Below are 15,923 nucleotides of genomic sequence, written 5' to 3' on the forward strand. Positions count from 1 at the left end.
TGAAAGGAATTTATCAGATAGCTTTCTCTTGGTGTTATGTAAATATATAAAGATTAAACAGAAATATTTTTAATTTGCTTCTTCTTGTTTCCAGTCCCTTCAATCGTGTGAATAACAACTGCAGCAATTAGGATAGCTACAATGGTTACACCAGCTAATATGACAGAAGTATCCATTAAGAAGAATAATTCCAACAATTGATGCTACTGATGAAAGAATCGTATATGTCGTAAATGCACATTCCTGCTTCCAAACTTATCGATTAATGTCATTGAAATTCGATAGGCTCCACCTGCATAAGCGATCAAACGACCAATCATCGCTCCGAAACCTAAGATTAGCGCTATGTATCCTAAAGTACCGTCTAATCCAGCTTCTACTAAAGTGACTATTTCACCTAGCGGCATCCCTAATGCCAGCGCCACAACAAACGAAACAATAATCAATGGAATGAAAGCGTTTAATTTGAAGCCCGTGATTAAAATAATTAGTAGAATATCTCCAAGTGCAACCATTAATAATGGCATATTCATTGCCCCCCTTTTTTATATAACCCTAAGTCTTCCAATAACTTAAAGAATTCCCTTGTCTTAAGCATTCAGAAAATAAATATTTTAAATATATGAGAATTTTCCGAATGTTTATATTGTAATAAATAGCTATTGAAATATCTAATAGAATTTAATTTATAAAAAGGCGGATTTTTAAAAATATTTTTTATAGTTGTATGTCAATAACGGGATCTATAAGGAGAAAATATTACTGTATTAATTAATAATTCTTATTTAGAAAATCAGAGCCATATTAGGAGGAGAAAACAAGATGGTACAAACAGCAACAAAATGTCTCTTGCGAATTTGCCCTTCTCTTTTTAGGTAGACTTTTTTTAAGTACTCTATTAGGGTACATTTTATAGGGAGAACGGCTTTTTTTTTTGGGAAAAAATAAATTTGGAATGATTTAAATAGAAAGATGTCTTTTTATTTATTCGTAGTTTTATTTTTATTTCCAACTCCGCTTACCCTTTTTTAATTAAACGTTTTTTAGAACTCACTCAGGACAACGAAGTCTATTCATTATTCCTATTAAAACATTTCCTTGCATTAGAATTAACAATGTATTTATTGTGTTTATATATTAAAAAAATCTTGAATTTTGGCTCTAGAAGAAAGATTATTTCGATTAGAATTACATGGGGTAAAGATTTAAAATTAAGTTAATCAAGATAATATTCAGATATATTTAAATATTAACATTTTTAGATATTGATATTATCTGAAATATACAATAAACGCTGATTACCTTAGCACATTGGCTTTAACTTTTGGATGCGATTACATTTGGCTGAGGTGCCCGGGTTCGATGCTAGTCTTCGTGCATTTGATAGTCACGACAAGAAGGAATGAACAGGGAAATTCTCCAAGCGACGGATGAAGAACAAATGCGTTCCTTTTGGCTTGAATGGGATAAACGGAGGACAGCAGCGGAAAGCAAAAATGAAGAAGCTGGGAAGGTGAAAGTATGAACATAACACGTCAGGAAATTGAGGATCTTTTAGTCCATGAGGCGAAACCTCATGATGAGTTTAAGCTAAAGGAGTGGGCTACATTATTCGCAAGCAATGGAACGTATGTGATTCCGACCATCGGAAATTATGATGCGGACTTTTAAAAATTTCTTCGTTCATGAAAATCGAGCCCGTCCAAAACAGGAGCGTTACGATTATTGAAAAAGAGGTCCGGGTAGAATATCCGCATTCAACTACTCTTCACAATATCACGAATGTAAGAATCGTTAGTAATGAAGGGGATGCCGTAAGGTAAGCTGCATATACTCAACCTATCCCACAAAACGTGAAGTGCTCGACAATTACGTCGGAGTCAACGAATACATCTTGGTAAAAGAAAAAGAAGAATTAAAGATTCAATCCAAGAAAGTCATCCTAAAACTAGACAGCCTCCTACCGCACGGACAAGTAAGCATTATCTTATAATTTAGGTTGGGTAAGACGCACACTTTTTTAAATCTTTTAAGTGAAGTGGAAAGTTCCATTAACAAATTAGCATTAACATAAAACATGTAAGCATTAACGCTATATTTAGAAAATATTAAAATCAAAACCAAGGAGGAATTATGAATGGCGCAAGTCGAAACTAAAACAGTAGTTGAACCTATCGTAAAACCATTTGATTGTTTACATTATATCGACGGTAAATTTGTTGAATCTGTAGATGGAAAAACGTTTAATAACGTGAATCCTGTAACTGAGGAAGTTTATGGTACAGTTGCAGAAGGAAACGCGGCAGATATTGATTTAGCTGTTAAAGCTGCTAAACGTGCTTTTGAAGAGGGCCCATGGGGAAAAATGACTGTAAATGAACGTTCAAGAATTATCCGCAAAGTTGGTGACATTCTTGAAGCAAGACAGGAAGAAATTGCACAATTAGAATCATTAGATACTGGTAAGCACCTTAAATTCTCACGTCACGTTGATGCTCCTCGTGCAGCAGCAAACTTCCATTTTTTTGCTGATTACATGATTTCTATAGGAACAGAGGCATACCAAGATGAAACTCACTATGCGCTTAACTACGGATATCGCCGCCCGATTGGAGTAGTTGGATTAATCCAGCCATGGAATCTTCCATTATTCTTATTAACATGGAAATTAGCTCCAGCTTTGGCTGCAGGATGTACAGTAGTGATTAAGCCATCTGAAATAACCCCGATGACTGCAACAAGATTAATGGAAATTCTTAAAGAAGCTGGTGTTCCGGATGGAGTTGTAAACTTGGTTCACGGTTTTGGACCTGGTGCTGGAAGTGCAATCAACAAACACCCTGACATTGCTGGTATCGGTTTTATCGGGCAAGTATCTACAGGTGCTAAAATCATGGAAGAAGCTGCGCCTACACTAAAAAAGCTTTCTTTCGAATTAGGCGGTAAAAACCCTAACATTATCTTTGCAGATGTCGATATTGATGAAGTAGTGGCAACAACCATTAGATCAAGTTTTACAAATCAAGGGGAAGTTTGTGTCTGCGGTTCAAGAATCTATGTTGAACGTCCAATTTTTGATGAATTCGTAGAAAGATTTGCATCTAAAACAAGAGAATTAAAAGTTGGCGATCCATTTGATATGAGCAATGATCAAGGCGCATTAGTCGCCAAAGTACACTATGATAAAGTAATGAGCTACCTGAAAATTGCAGAAGAAGAAGGCGGTACTTTCGTTACAGGAGGTAAGCGCCCTGATGGTTTGGATAAAGGATATTTCATAGAACCAACCATCATTACTGGTCTAGATGACAGATCTCGTTGTGTTCGTGAAGAAATCTTTGGACCGGTTGTTACAGTTATTCCATTTGACACAGAAGAAGAAGTGATTTCGGCAGCAAACGACACTCGGATGGGCTTAAGTAACACAATCTGGACTAACGATATCCGTCGTGCACACCGTGTAGCCCAAAAAATTGTATCAGGTTTATCTTACATCAACTGCTGGTTTGTACGTGATCTTAGAACTCCATTCGGAGGTACGAAAGACAGTGGACTAGGTCGTGTTGGCGGTAGTCACAGTTGGGAATTCTACACTGAAATATCTAATATTTGTGTTAAACTTTAATTTTATTTTTTAACATGGATATATTGCACGGTTTAAATAAGATATACCGTGCAACTTTTTTGAATGTTTCTCAGCTTATACTAAACAGTGTCAAAATACATTTATAATAGAAAGGATATATTCAATTGACTAGTAAAATTGAAAAGTTTGCTGCTAAATTATTAGAAGCTGAAAAAAACGCGTTGGAATTAATCCGCTAACTGTGGTAGATCCAGAAATTACTGTAGATAAGGCATATTATATTCAATTGGAAAATATTAAAAAGAAGCTAGCTGAAGGACAGAAAATTGTTGGCAAAAAAATTGGATTAACCTCTGTTGCCGTACAAAAAATGTTGGGTGTTGATGAGCCTGACTATGGACATCTATTAGACAGCATGGTCGTTGAAAATGGAGGTACTATTTTTTGTGAAAACATGCTTCAGCCGAAAGTAGAAGGTGAAATTGCATTTATTTTAAAGAAAGATTTAAAAGGTCCGAGTGTAACTGTTCTTGATGTGCTACAAGCAACAGATTATGTTGTTCCTGCTTTAGAAATTGTAGATAGTCGGATACAAGATTGGAAAATTAAGCTACCAGACACGGTCGCTGATAATGCTTCATCCGGATTATTTGTATTGGGTGGCAAGCCTACAAAAATTCAAGATATTAATTTGGAATTAATAGGCATGGTACTTTTGCAAAATGGTGAAGTTGCCAATACAGGTGTTGGAGCCGCTGCACTTGGAAATCCGGCAACTTGTGTTGCATGGCTGGCGAATCGTTTAGCAGATTATGATATTACTCTTAAAGCAGGTGAAGTAATCCTTTCGGGTGCACTTTCCGGCATGGTTGTCGTTAATCCGGGCGACAATTTTACAGCAAGATTTGCTCATCTTGGTCAAGTAAGCGTTAACTTTAAATAATTGGCATAAATAGATACTGAATCTGGATCAAAGGAGGAAAAGGTATGGTAAGTGAAATTATTAAACAAATTGCTGATTACTTAGTTGCTGCGGAAGTAGAAAAACGTGAAGTTGTAAAGGTAACTAAGACGTTTAAACCTGATTTAACAGTTGAGGAAGCTTATCAGGCACAGGAACTGCTTGTTCAAAAAAAATTAGACGAGGGCCGAAGAATCATTGGCCCTAAGATGGGATTAACAAGCAAGGCGAAGTGGGAACAAATGGGCGTTACTGAGCCAATTTACGGATATGTGTTTGATTATATGTTGATCGATAACGGTGGTGTTCTTCCATTTTCTGATCTGATCCATCCAAAAGTGGAAGCAGAAATTGCGTTTTTGATTGGCGAAGATATTGAAGGACCTGGAATTACCGGCTCACAAGTGTTAGCTAAAACAGAGTATGTTTTACCTGCACTTGAAATTATTGATAGCCGCTATGAAAATTTTAACTTTACCCACACAGATGTAATTGCTGATAATGCATCTACTTCAAGGGTCGTATTTGGTAACACACTTCGAAAACCAAATGACTTTGAACTTGAATTAGTAGGGGCGACTTTATCCATTAATGGCCAAACTAAAGAATTGGGCGCTGGGGCTGCCGTTTTAGGACATCCTGCCAATGCCATTGCAGTATTGGCAAACATGCTCGCCAGAAAAGGAGATAAAATTAAAAAAGGCGAAATCATATTATCGGGAGCCTTAACAAGTGCAATATTGTTAAAAGTTGGCGACGTTGTTTCAGGTAAATTTGATGGCTTGGGCGAAGTAACTTTCTCTGTTGGTAAATAAATCAGCAATTTTAAAACATATTACAATAGGAAAATATAATTTATGAAAGGGGAATTACCATGCCACTTATTCAAGTAAATATTATGGAAGGTAGACCACCTGAAAAAATAAAAGCATTAATTGAAAATATTACTGATACTGTTGTTGAAACATTAGTTGTACCAAAAACTGGCGTTCGAGTATTGGTAAATGAAATGCCAAAAACTCATTGGGGAGTTGCCGGTGTACCGGTTTCTGATAGAAAATAAACGAATAAGCATGAGTCTAGTAACTGTATTCTAGAAAAATGACAAACTATTAGTTGTTTTTATAAAGGATTTTTCACAACCTTAGAAATAAAAAATTAAAACTCCCTATATTTTTTGAAAGGGAGTTCAGACTGTCGACAAATTCGAAAATATTCGGGTTTGTCGATTTACCTGAGGTACTAACATCCCCTAAGGGAGGTTCTACACCTCTTCTTGTTATTCACTCATATCTTTATGATTAGCCATAGTAGAAATAGATTTAAAGGCATACCCATTCATCTTGTTGAATTGGTATTTTTTATATCTGTCTGATTTAATCATTTAATTAACGAATTTTTTATATATGATAATCCATTGTTTTCAGGTCTATCTTCTAGGTACAAACTCTTATAAAAACATTGCAGACATCGGTAAAGGGAAGCTTTTCATTTTAATGGAGGAAAATAAGAAATGACAGTATCTGAACTCATTGAAAAACTAGAGAAATTGGATATTCAAGATGCACAGATAGTGCTTAAAGATTTATCAGATGAATATTTAGACATAGGAGAAATTGAAAATATTTTAGGATTCTATTATGTAATTCATCCAGTTTCAACAAATAGGAGCCAGGAGGAAAAGTAACGGGTTCTCTTTTCGGAGGGGAGGAAACTTTTTTAGCAGTAAATACACTGTAATAAACAATATTTTAGTCATTAGAAAAAGGTAACTTAATGAAGTTACCCCCTTAAGTTGGACTAATAATCCTACTTAAGGGGGTTTTTAATATGGTAAATTTTTCAAGTGATTTTAAACAAATATAAAGATTCTTTTAGTTTATTCCTTTTATAATTTCGAGCTCCCCTTACCTTTTTTTATTATGTCATGACTATTTAAATGTCTTTAAAATTTACTCAGGACAAACGAAATCTATTATTATTCCTTTTAAATCATCTCTTTGCACAGGGGTTAACAGAGTATTCATAATGTTTATATATAAATAAAATCTTGAATTTAGTCAATAAAGGTAAGAATATTTCGATTAGATTTTCACAAAAAAAAGATTTAAAATTAAACCAATTAAGATAATATTCTGAAATTTTAAATGTCAATATGTTCAGATATTATCTGGAAAAATGCATTAAACGCTGTTTACCTAAGCACACTGAGTTATATTTTGGATGCGATTACATTTAGTTGAGGTATCCGGAACGATGTTAGTTTTTGTGTATTTGATTGTCACGACAAAAAGGAAACAGACTATTTTCTTTACAAACCAAAAAAGAGATTACAAGGAAAAGAGGTGATATTAGCATGTCGAGTCGTAGAGTCAATCACAAGCCTATCTTTTGGAAGGGAGAGTAGCCATGTAACAGGTTCTTCACAAGGAATTGGGAAAGCGGTTGCAATTGGTTTATCACAAGTAGGTGCGACTGTATTGGTTACAGGGACCAATCCGGAAGAAGTGGCGGATGCCATCGTATTCCTTGCTTCCGATAAGGCGACTTTTATTACGGGCCAAGTGATTAGTGTAAATGAAGGAAGCACGATGTAATAAAAATGATTTTAAGGTTTTCTAAAACCTCTTTCAGAACTGACATAGATGATGAGCAGGTTTACAAAAAAACTTATTTAGGGGGAGAGCCAATGAGCAATTATCTTAAGGATGATCAACAGAGGTGTTTATTCAAAGTAAATCGTGAAGTTTTTATTGATCCGGAAATTTTAGAAATCGAACGCAATGAAATTTTTGATAAATGCTGGTTATATATCGGGCATGAATCAGAAGTACCGAATAAAGGCGATTTTCATAGAAGAAAAGTTGGTGGACGAAACCTTTTATTTACCCGCGGTAATGATGGGGTGATAAGGGCATTATATAACTCCTGTCCACACCGGGGAGCGCTCGTATGCCGTGAAGGAAAAGGAAACTCAAAAGTATTCCGCTGCTTCTATCATGCGTGGAGCTTTAATACGCAAGGGGAATTAGTCGGATTACCTGATAAATTTGGTTTCTTGGAAGACCATAACTGCGATGGCTCCAAAAATATGCTGGCTGTCAAACGACTTGAAAGTTACCGCGGTTTCGTATTCGTTAACTTTGATGACAACGCCATATCATTAGAGGAATACCTGGCAGGTGCCAAAGAGTATCTCGACTTGGTGGCAGATCAAACAGAAGTTGGAATGGAAGTTTTGCAGGATCCCCAAGAATATAGCGTACGAGCGAACTGGAAATTACTTTGTGAAAATAGTTTTGATTTATACCACGGGGTACCAACCCATAAAACTTATTTTGATATTGTTGCGACCCGCGGCGGAATAATGGAAAAAGACAGTCTTGCAGGGGAAGCACGCGCTCTGGGGAATGGACATGCCGTAATGGAATATTATGCCCCGTGGCCAAGACCAATCGGAAAATGGATTGAAGGTTACGGTGAAGAGGCGAAAGAAATTATCGACAAAAACAATGCTCGCTTAGTAGAAAAATTTGGCGAAGAAAGAGCCCACCGCATTTCGAAAAAGAACCGCAATATTTTAATTTTCCCTAACCTAGTCATCAATGATATCATGGCGATTGCAATCAGAACCTTTTATCCTATTGAACCGGGTTATATGCAAGTAACCGCCTATGCTTTATCTCCTATAAATGAAACAGACGGTTTCAGGGTGGTCCGGAATGACAGCTACTTAGAGTTTTTAGGGCCAGGCGGTTTTGCGACTCCGGATGATAATGAAGCACTTGAACTATGCCAGGAAGGCTTTTTAAATACTAAAAAAGTCGGATGGAATGATATTTCCAAAGGAATGAACAGGGAAATTCCCCAAGCGACGGATGAAGAACAAATGCGTGCATTTTGGCGTGAATGGGATAAACGGATGACAGCAGCGGAAAGCAAAAAAGAAGAAGCTGGGAAGGTGGAAGTATGAACATAACACGTCAGGAAATTGAAGATTTTTTATTCCATGAGGGGGAGCTTCTTGATGAGTTTAAGTTAAAGGAGTGGGCTGCATTATTCTCAAGCAATGGAACGTATGTGATTCCGCCCATCGGAAATCCTGATGCGGATTTTAAAAAATCGCTTTTCTTTGTTCATGATGATCGTGCCCGTTTAGAACAGCGGGCGTTACGATTACTGAAAAGAGAAGCCCATGTAGAATACCCACACTCCACTACTCTTCACAATGTGACGAATGTAAGAATCGTTAATAATGAAGGGGATGCCGTAAAAGTCAGATGCAATTTCTCTACCTACCGTACGAAACGTGAAGTACTGGACAATTATGTCGGGGTCAACGAATACATTTTGGTAAAAGAAAATGGAAAATTAAAGATTCAATCCAAGAAAGTCATTCTCAAATTGGACAGTCTCCGCCCGCACGGAAAAGTAAGTATCATTTTATAATATGAAGTCAGATTTTGATTGGGGTTCATACGAATTAACACATTAACGCGGTTAAGCTATGAGGGTCAGATCCTCAAATATAGGAGGTTTTTGAATGATTCGTTATAAAAAGTTGGGATATGTTGTGTTAAGCGTGACTGATCTTAATAAATCGGTAGATTTTTATGAAAATATTGTTGGTATGGAATTTGTTGAACGGGTTCTTGATGCTGCATACCTTCGATGCAGCGGTGACCATCACAATTTAATCCTTGAACAAGGAGAAGAACCTGGGTTAAAAAGAGTAGCATTTGAGCTTGAAAAGGCAGACCAATTTCAAGCAGTGTTTGACCATTTAACGAAACAAGGTGTAAATCCTGTCGAATTAAGCGCAGAGGAGTGCCAAAATTTGGCCCAAGGTAGAACATTGCGTTTTAAAGATCCATATTTAGGCGTAACGTATGAATTTTATGTGCAAATTATGCAAATGGGTACACCATTTGTTCCTAAGAAGGCCAGAATTACGAGACTTCTTCATGTCGTTTATGAAACTAATAAATTTGACGAATTATTTGATTTCTTTACGAATGTTTTGAACTTCAATATTTCAGATATCCAAGGAAGGGAAACGGGATGGGCCTGGTTAAGGGCAGCTGGAACTCCATTTCATCATAATTTTGCCCTGACAAAAGGAAAAGAAAATAAATTGAATCACCTTGCTTATCAAGCTCAACGTGTAGATGATGTGGGGATTCAAGTTAATAGATTAAAGGATAACAATGTTCCGATTCTTTTTGGGCCAGGAAAACATCACCCATCGGGTAGCATTTTCCTATATTTTGCGGATCCTGACGGCTTGACGATTGAGTATAGTCAAGGAATGGAAGAATTTCCGGAGGAAAATCCAAGAGAGCCTCGCCGTCTAGAACCAACCATGCATACCCTTGATGAATGGGGAGGAAAACCTAAACCAGGATGGGGAAAAGTTGGTAAATTGATAAAGGAAGACCTGGAAAAAGTTAATCAATAATCAATCAACAATTAACCTTTAAGGAGGCAGCATCGTGTCAAAAGGTGAGAATTTCCGGGTTGACTTTCACACCCATATTATTCCTGAGAATTTTCCTGATTTTGCGGAAAAATATGCGGATGATCGTTTTCCGATTTTAAAGCATACGTGCAGCTGTGGAGCTGAAATTTACAAGGATGGAAAGTCATTCCGAAAAGTCGACGAGAATGCCTGGAATCCTGAAAAGCGCCTCGCTGAAATGGATGCAGAAGGTGTCAATGTCCAAGTTTTATCTCCGATTCCGGTTACGTTTACATATTGGGCAGATGTAGAAAAGTGTTTAGAGCTGTCGAAAGCACAAAATGATTTTATAGCTTCGGTAGTAGCCCAATATCCTGATCGTTTTGTCGGCCTTGGAACGGTACCATTGCAGAATTCGGATTTGGCGATTGCAGAAATGGAAAGAGCAGTTAACGAGCTGGGGCTGATCGGGATTGAAATTGGCAGCAACGCAAATGGAAAAACCCTCGATGATCCAGAGATTCAAAGATTTCTGGAGGCAGCGGCAAAATTGGATGTACCCATTTTAGTTCATCCATGGGCCACGGTCGGAGTAGAGAGAATGCCAAACCATAACTTTATGTATTCGATCGGAATGCCGTCCGAAACAGCTCTTGCGGCAGGAAGCCTAATCTTCAGCGGTATTCTTGATAAATTTCCAAAATTAAAAATCTGCTTTGCCCATGGCGGAGGGTCCCTGCCGTATTTATTACCGCGAATCGACCAAGCCTGGGAAGTATGGCCACATATTCGCACAACGGAACGGCCACCAAGCTATTATGCGAAGAAACTCTATTACGATACGCTCGTTTACGATCCGTGCAATCTCCAATTTATGCTTGGAAAATTTGGTGCTGATCATATTATCATGGGTACAGATTATCCATTTATGTTGCGGGAAGCACCACCGGGGAAAATAGTTGAAATGTTGGAAAATGTTTCGGATGTGGAAAAGAAACAAATGCTTGGAGAAAATGCGATTAAGTTTCTAGGATTAAATAAAGAGAGTTTTATTAAAGAATCGGAATAGGCCAAATAAAAGAACATTCCATTTTAATAGGAATGTTCTTTTATCTTGACCTATAGGTTCTATAGATCAGGAAATATCTGTTATTTGTTCTGTTCTTATTTGAAACAATATGTATGAAGGTATTCGAAGATAAAAATGTAGATAAATTAAATGATGAGGAGATGAGTAATAATAAATATTAATATTAAATAAAAAATATCATTTTTGCACTTTTAATGGCTTTTAGTATGTCCTTTTTTATTTCATTACTATTAGTCTTAATAAATAAGGGTTATGATGGAAAATTTTTACATGCATGGTTAAAAACTTGGTCACATGCTTTTATTTGTGCTTTTTTTGGAGATTACTTTTTTCCTAAAGTAATACAAAAAATAATGAAAAAGATTAATTTTGTAGAAAAACCATTAATAATTGAGAATGATATTTTAGTGATTGAAAAATTGGGGGCTGATCCCATCATCATGGGTACTGACTAGACATTTTTGCTGCGAGAAGCACTACCAGGAAATGTAGTCGAAATGCTAGAAAATGTTTTGGATGAGGAAAAGATAAAAAATGCTTGGAGAAAATGCTATCGAGTTTCTGGGGTTAAATAAAGCAAGTTTTATTAAAGAAACGGTATAGATTTATAACAAAGGACATTTCTGTTTATATGGAATGTCCTTTGTTATTGCTGATGACAGCGTATACATATTTAAATAGTTTTTAAATTTTTTAAAGTAGTTTCAAAAGTATGAAGAAACAGAAGAAGCCTTTCTAATTTTGGAGAATCCTTTTTATATATTCCAGCAACATTATAAGTGAGATCTTTAAATTCAGCAAAAGGGACGGTACATAAATCTTTATTGTGTGTATTTGTGTCATTAGCTAGAATTAGTTCTGGTACGACACTAAAACCCCAGTTATTTTTAATCATCGATAATACCATTTCGAATCCGCCAACTTCAATTCGTTTTAGATTTCTTACTCCGATTAATCTTTCATCAATTTTTCGCCATAAGGCTGTTTCCCTAAGATAGCAAATCATCGTATGGTCAATAAGATCGTCTTTGGAAATTTCAGCTTTTCCAACTAATGGATGGTCTTTTCCAACAATAAAAACAAGCTTTTCATGAAAAATATATTCAGATTCCAGATTTGTAAATGGGATTACATCTCTTACCAGCCCTATATCGATTGACCCATCTTCAATCATTTTAGAAACTTCTACAGAGTCCGCTGCATCCACTAGTTCAAACGAAAACTCACTTGTATTGCGCAGCAGTGATAAAACCTCTAAGACAATCGAAACAGAGATAGCAGGTGATAATCCAATGGTAATCATTGGAGTTTTAATACCTTCAATCACCTGTCTTGCTTCTTTTACATAGTTTAATATTTTACGTGCATATGGATACAGGGCAGTTCCTTCCTTAGTCAATAGGATCCTTTTTCCGTCGCGGTAAAATAATTTACAGTCCAGTTCATTTTCTAATTTTTGGATTCTTGCCGTTACCGCGGGCTGTGTTAAATTCAAGAGGTCTGCTGTACGCGAATAATTATTTAACTCAAGAACAGTAATGAAGGTTAAGAGTTGTTCATCATCCATTACATCACTTCCTTTTTTGAAAAAATGAGCTCCTTTTATATTATGATATCAATATAAGCATTCCGGAGGCTTGTATTAATGCGCTTTCATTAATTATAGATTTTAAAAATGTTAAATTCTAATCAAAAAAATCTTATTTTTACGGCTAAAATTCAAAAAAATTTTTATAATACCGGGCCTTCAATAAAATGTGTATAATCATTCATTAATAAAAATAATGTTTTTGAGATTAGGTCATATACATAGTTTCTAAGATGCGGACAACTTCTTCAGGTGGAATTTTCATATCATTAATGCTCCATTTTCGTACGAAATCAATCGTTCCTCCTGTTGTATAAGTGAAATAGTATTCTAATTGAGTCTTATTAGCAGGTGGAAACCGTCTTTTTTGTTCTTCGATAGTTCTTACATACGCAGACTTCAAAATGGTATTTAGCACTTGAGATCCATTTTTTTCGGTATTGGGCCGGAGTCATCTACTAGCTGCATAAAAAGGTCTTTTTTTAAACTGTCCACTTTATGGGTCACAGTTCAGGGGAGACGTCAGAGCCTTTTTTATTGAAATTTTGGGATATTCTTTTGGGAAGAATTTCAAACTATATGGCTGATTAGTACTTATATTAGTTTATCTAAATATCTTATTTTGTATTATCTCTAAAAGAAGTGTCAGCAATCCTGTCTACATAAAATTCACCGTTCAAATAGCTGATTACAGAAACACTGCAATTATCATGGTGAATATAACTGCTCATTTTTGCTAATTGCATTAAATAGTTGCCGATTGTAACCCCGTGTGAAAATACTAGAACATTGCCACCGTCATGTTTATGTTTATGAACAATCTCATTGATAGCAGTGTTTGTCCGTGAAAAAAGCTGTAAGTAGGATTCTCCTTCAGGTGCTGACAGATTTAAATCGCTAATGCTAAATAATGTTTCTAGGATATTCCCATATTGAGCTAGAATTTCCGTTTGTAATAGGGATTCCAAAGCACCAAAGTTCATTTCCTTTAGACGTGGATCCGTTATGATGGGGATGTTTCGATGGCCAATGGCATACCTAGCCGTATCTACCACTCTCTGGCTTTCACTTGCGTATACTGCTTTAAATTCGATATCAGATAAACCAATTCCTACAGATTTCGCCTGTTCAATTCCTTTATCCGTAAGAGGTGAATCACAAAATCCTTGTAATCGTTTCTCTACATTAAAAAGGGTCTCTCCATGCCGAACAAAATAAAGCTTCACTTCTTTTTCAGAGGACACGCGTAACCACCTGCTTTGTATTGGATTTAATAGATTGATAAATTGAATTTTACCACACCATTCGAGTAGTTTGTAATTAAATTCACCAAGCATTTCCAATCCAACCAGGAGCTTCTGTGAAATAAGCTCGAAAAATTATTATTTTGTTAACACAATAATTAATTAAACTAACCCTTTTTGATACCAAAAAACAAATTTTTTCACTATGTATAAAATAATCATATTACTTAGAATGCCAATATATATATTCCATTTCCTAAATTCGAAAAGAGAACTATACTTTTCAATTAAAAATGTATATGTTGATATTGCTAGAGCAAAGATTAAAAAATGCAAGATTATTCTAATTCTCCCTTTATTTAAAGGATATAACATAATAAATAATACACCGAATGTAGGATAAGTTAGATAATGTAAAGAAAAACTCATCCGTGTGGCATAGTCAAATTCTCTATAAGGAAATTCCACTAATCCAAATAATAATTGAAAATATTGGAATATCCAAGCGATTGCCTGGACAAATACAAATGTTAAATGAGCCGTTCGTTTCCGATTGACTGGTATATATTTAAACAGTAACAGTATTGATATTATCCAAGAGAATAATAATATAAGAATTTCTTTGTTCATAAACTTTTTACCTTGATCAATCGTTTTCTAAACCAGAAATAATATTTATGATTAATAAATAAAGAAATCATCACAGTTAATAATGTCCAATACCACTTCCAATCGTGATATTCTACCAGAGTAGTATACTTTTCAAGAATTACTTCTAAAAATGTAAAGAAACCCGCAAAATACAGGTAATATAACAGAGCCTTCAATCTTTTGATTTTATAGGGGTAATATAAGCTGAAAAAAATAGCAACTATTGGAAATATGAAGAATTCAAATGAGAAACTTGTCTTATTGTACTTATTCGCCTGCGGGAGTAATTGTGTAGGATAATCAATCCAGCCCATTTCAACAGCAAATAATCCTGCTGGCCAAGTAATTACTTGGAGAAATAGAAATAATATCCACGCATCTCTCCATTTCTCACTTGGTACCAATTTTTTTAGCGAAATAATACTTAACAATAAGGAACCTGCCACTATCCATCTTTCCATATTCACCGGAAAAACACCCTTTCTACTTCTTACCATTCCCTCCTTTTACTAACATATTCAAATAAAAAAACAGCTCTCCAGTCCATAAGCCGCTAAAACGGGGTTTGAATACTAACCATCTCTAAGTTTATTTAGGATCCTTATAAAAACCTTTTTTAAGTAATTCAATCTCCAACGAGAAGGTCTTTATAACATCTTTAATTTGCATCTCTTTCCCGAATGCATGGGCGAGATTTTGAAACGAAACAGCCATCAGCATTTTAAAGATGTGGTAGAGATCTTCCTCATTCGATATGTTTATATTCTCCGGGTTAATTAAGTGGATAATTTCAAAAAATTTGCTTTTTCTTCTTTCCCCATACATATTCTGAGTAAATGTTTTTTCGAATTTATAATTCATATTTAAAAAGGCATTTTTAAAATATTGTCGATTTTCTGGTTCTTCAAAAATAATAAGAATGCCTTTAAACCAATCCATAATAGACTCAAATAAATCTCCATTGTTCATTTTGATGATTGCGATAAATCGCTCATAATTCCGTTGCGAATGCTCATGTAATAAATAGTAGAATAGATCTTCTAGGTCTTCAAAATATTGATAGAAACTTCCCCTGGGTATTCCAGCATCCTTGATCACATTCGAAATGGAAGCCTCATGTAAAGGGGCCCTCGAAAACTCCTTCTTAGCAGCAGTCATTAATGATCTTTGTTTTTCGTTTGATAAATTAAAAAAGGTTTGTTTTGGCATTGTCGATCTCCTTTTTTGAAATGATAACGTGTCATAATAGAATTAAAAGTATGATAATATTCCTATATTTATTTGTCAATATTCCAAATGACAATGTGTCATTTTGTTTATTGACGCTCAAAAATAGATTATTTAT

The 15,923-nt window shown here is 35.4% G+C and carries 19 protein-coding genes and 2 pseudogenes; 13 read left to right on the top strand and 8 right to left on the bottom strand.

Annotated features, from left to right (window positions below):
- Positions 1-53: 53 nt before the first annotated feature.
- Together ACE198_RS00680 and ACE198_RS00685 are read right to left on the bottom strand one after the other, a co-directional pair.
- A complete protein-coding gene (locus ACE198_RS00680; RefSeq protein ID WP_375374328.1) occupies positions 54-194 on the bottom strand; it encodes a hypothetical protein in 141 nt (46 codons plus the stop codon).
- A gap of 42 nt (positions 195-236) precedes the next feature.
- Positions 237-527, bottom strand: a pseudogene (locus ACE198_RS00685) (GntT/GntP/DsdX family permease); the annotation flags it as partial.
- A gap of 875 nt (positions 528-1,402) precedes the next feature.
- On the opposite strand from ACE198_RS00685, the gene ACE198_RS00690 reads away from it, so the two are divergent.
- From ACE198_RS00690 to ACE198_RS00750, 13 genes and pseudogenes are all read left to right on the top strand, one after another.
- The gene (locus ACE198_RS00690) at positions 1,403-1,525 is read left to right on the top strand and encodes a hypothetical protein (protein ID WP_257148599.1); all 123 of its coding nucleotides are present in this window, start codon (positions 1,403-1,405) and stop codon (positions 1,523-1,525) included.
- On the top strand, positions 1,522-1,671 hold the full coding sequence (locus ACE198_RS00695) for a hypothetical protein (protein WP_375374329.1): 150 nt from the start codon (positions 1,522-1,524) through the stop codon (positions 1,669-1,671). The genes ACE198_RS00690 and ACE198_RS00695 overlap by 4 nt, the downstream gene beginning before the upstream one ends.
- Before the next feature lie 466 nt (positions 1,672-2,137).
- Positions 2,138-3,625 (top strand): aldehyde dehydrogenase, encoded by a 1,488-nt coding sequence (locus ACE198_RS00700; protein ID WP_375374330.1) that lies wholly within the window; start codon positions 2,138-2,140, stop codon positions 3,623-3,625.
- 125 nt (positions 3,626-3,750) lie between these two features.
- Positions 3,751-4,529: pseudogene (locus ACE198_RS00705) on the top strand (2-keto-4-pentenoate hydratase).
- A gap of 44 nt (positions 4,530-4,573) precedes the next feature.
- Complete coding sequence (locus tag ACE198_RS00710; protein WP_375374331.1) at positions 4,574-5,362, top strand: 2-keto-4-pentenoate hydratase; 789 nt, start codon at positions 4,574-4,576, stop codon at positions 5,360-5,362.
- Between the two features lie 38 nt (positions 5,363-5,400).
- Positions 5,401-5,610 carry a 4-oxalocrotonate tautomerase gene (locus tag ACE198_RS00715; RefSeq protein WP_257148613.1) on the top strand — a complete coding sequence of 70 codons (210 nt, stop codon included), beginning with the start codon at positions 5,401-5,403 and terminating at the stop codon, positions 5,608-5,610.
- Positions 5,611-6,060: 450 nt separating this feature from the next.
- Positions 6,061-6,234, top strand: a complete 174-nt coding sequence (locus tag ACE198_RS00720; protein ID WP_180230215.1) for a hypothetical protein — start codon at positions 6,061-6,063, stop codon at positions 6,232-6,234.
- Positions 6,235-6,892: 658 nt separating this feature from the next.
- Positions 6,893-7,144, top strand: a complete 252-nt coding sequence (locus ACE198_RS00725; RefSeq protein ID WP_375374332.1) for an SDR family oxidoreductase — start codon at positions 6,893-6,895, stop codon at positions 7,142-7,144.
- A gap of 92 nt (positions 7,145-7,236) precedes the next feature.
- Entirely contained in the window at positions 7,237-8,520 is a 1,284-nt protein-coding gene (locus tag ACE198_RS00730; protein ID WP_375374333.1) for an aromatic ring-hydroxylating oxygenase subunit alpha, read from the top strand.
- On the top strand, positions 8,517-8,996 hold the full coding sequence (locus ACE198_RS00735; protein WP_375374334.1) for an aromatic-ring-hydroxylating dioxygenase subunit beta: 480 nt from the start codon (positions 8,517-8,519) through the stop codon (positions 8,994-8,996). The genes ACE198_RS00730 and ACE198_RS00735 overlap by 4 nt, the downstream gene beginning before the upstream one ends.
- Before the next feature lie 94 nt (positions 8,997-9,090).
- On the top strand, positions 9,091-10,005 hold the full coding sequence (locus tag ACE198_RS00740; protein ID WP_098576005.1) for a VOC family protein: 915 nt from the start codon (positions 9,091-9,093) through the stop codon (positions 10,003-10,005).
- Between the two features lie 34 nt (positions 10,006-10,039).
- A complete protein-coding gene (locus ACE198_RS00745) occupies positions 10,040-11,074 on the top strand; it encodes an amidohydrolase family protein (protein ID WP_375374335.1) in 1,035 nt (344 codons plus the stop codon).
- Positions 11,075-11,301: 227 nt separating this feature from the next.
- The gene (locus ACE198_RS00750; RefSeq protein ID WP_375374336.1) at positions 11,302-11,550 is read left to right on the top strand and encodes a DUF2798 domain-containing protein; all 249 of its coding nucleotides are present in this window, start codon (positions 11,302-11,304) and stop codon (positions 11,548-11,550) included.
- Between the two features lie 218 nt (positions 11,551-11,768).
- Here the strand turns inward: ACE198_RS00750 and ACE198_RS00755 are convergent, their stop codons facing one another.
- The 6 genes from ACE198_RS00755 to ACE198_RS00780 all read right to left on the bottom strand — a co-directional run bounded on the left by ACE198_RS00755 (position 11,769) and on the right by ACE198_RS00780 (position 15,787).
- Positions 11,769-12,662 (bottom strand): LysR family transcriptional regulator, encoded by an 894-nt coding sequence (locus ACE198_RS00755; RefSeq protein WP_375374337.1) that lies wholly within the window; start codon positions 12,660-12,662, stop codon positions 11,769-11,771.
- Between the two features lie 229 nt (positions 12,663-12,891).
- Positions 12,892-13,101, bottom strand: coding sequence for a TetR-like C-terminal domain-containing protein (locus ACE198_RS00760; RefSeq protein WP_375374338.1), 210 nt, complete (start codon positions 13,099-13,101; stop codon positions 12,892-12,894).
- 199 nt (positions 13,102-13,300) lie between these two features.
- Positions 13,301-13,927 carry a histidine phosphatase family protein gene (locus ACE198_RS00765; protein ID WP_375374339.1) on the bottom strand — a complete coding sequence of 209 codons (627 nt, stop codon included), beginning with the start codon at positions 13,925-13,927 and terminating at the stop codon, positions 13,301-13,303.
- 162 nt (positions 13,928-14,089) lie between these two features.
- Positions 14,090-14,557 carry a CBO0543 family protein gene (locus tag ACE198_RS00770; RefSeq protein WP_375374340.1) on the bottom strand — a complete coding sequence of 156 codons (468 nt, stop codon included), beginning with the start codon at positions 14,555-14,557 and terminating at the stop codon, positions 14,090-14,092.
- On the bottom strand, positions 14,554-15,039 hold the full coding sequence (locus ACE198_RS00775; protein ID WP_375374485.1) for a CBO0543 family protein: 486 nt from the start codon (positions 15,037-15,039) through the stop codon (positions 14,554-14,556). The genes ACE198_RS00770 and ACE198_RS00775 overlap by 4 nt, the downstream gene beginning before the upstream one ends.
- Before the next feature lie 127 nt (positions 15,040-15,166).
- Complete coding sequence (locus tag ACE198_RS00780; protein ID WP_375374341.1) at positions 15,167-15,787, bottom strand: TetR/AcrR family transcriptional regulator; 621 nt, start codon at positions 15,785-15,787, stop codon at positions 15,167-15,169.
- Between the last annotated feature and the right edge of the window lie 136 nt (positions 15,788-15,923).

Source organism: Neobacillus sp. KR4-4 (assembly GCF_042136325.1).
Classification (GTDB): Bacteria; Bacillota; Bacilli; order Bacillales; family Cytobacillaceae; genus Neobacillus.

Coding starts and splice junctions, on each gene's coding strand:
- ACE198_RS00755 (WP_375374337.1), bottom strand. CDS start 12,662: ATGGATGATGAACAACTCTTAACCTTCATTACTGTTCTTGAGTTAAAT.
- ACE198_RS00735 (WP_375374334.1), top strand. CDS start 8,517: ATGAACATAACACGTCAGGAAATTGAAGATTTTTTATTCCATGAGGGG.
- ACE198_RS00720 (WP_180230215.1), top strand. CDS start 6,061: ATGACAGTATCTGAACTCATTGAAAAACTAGAGAAATTGGATATTCAA.
- ACE198_RS00780 (WP_375374341.1), bottom strand. CDS start 15,787: ATGCCAAAACAAACCTTTTTTAATTTATCAAACGAAAAACAAAGATCA.
- ACE198_RS00695 (WP_375374329.1), top strand. CDS start 1,522: ATGAACATAACACGTCAGGAAATTGAGGATCTTTTAGTCCATGAGGCG.
- ACE198_RS00750 (WP_375374336.1), top strand. CDS start 11,302: ATGTCCTTTTTTATTTCATTACTATTAGTCTTAATAAATAAGGGTTAT.
- ACE198_RS00770 (WP_375374340.1), bottom strand. CDS start 14,557: ATGAACAAAGAAATTCTTATATTATTATTCTCTTGGATAATATCAATA.
- ACE198_RS00740 (WP_098576005.1), top strand. CDS start 9,091: ATGATTCGTTATAAAAAGTTGGGATATGTTGTGTTAAGCGTGACTGAT.
- ACE198_RS00690 (WP_257148599.1), top strand. CDS start 1,403: ATGAACAGGGAAATTCTCCAAGCGACGGATGAAGAACAAATGCGTTCC.
- ACE198_RS00730 (WP_375374333.1), top strand. CDS start 7,237: ATGAGCAATTATCTTAAGGATGATCAACAGAGGTGTTTATTCAAAGTA.
- ACE198_RS00710 (WP_375374331.1), top strand. CDS start 4,574: ATGGTAAGTGAAATTATTAAACAAATTGCTGATTACTTAGTTGCTGCG.
- ACE198_RS00775 (WP_375374485.1), bottom strand. CDS start 15,039: ATGGAAAGATGGATAGTGGCAGGTTCCTTATTGTTAAGTATTATTTCG.
- ACE198_RS00700 (WP_375374330.1), top strand. CDS start 2,138: ATGGCGCAAGTCGAAACTAAAACAGTAGTTGAACCTATCGTAAAACCA.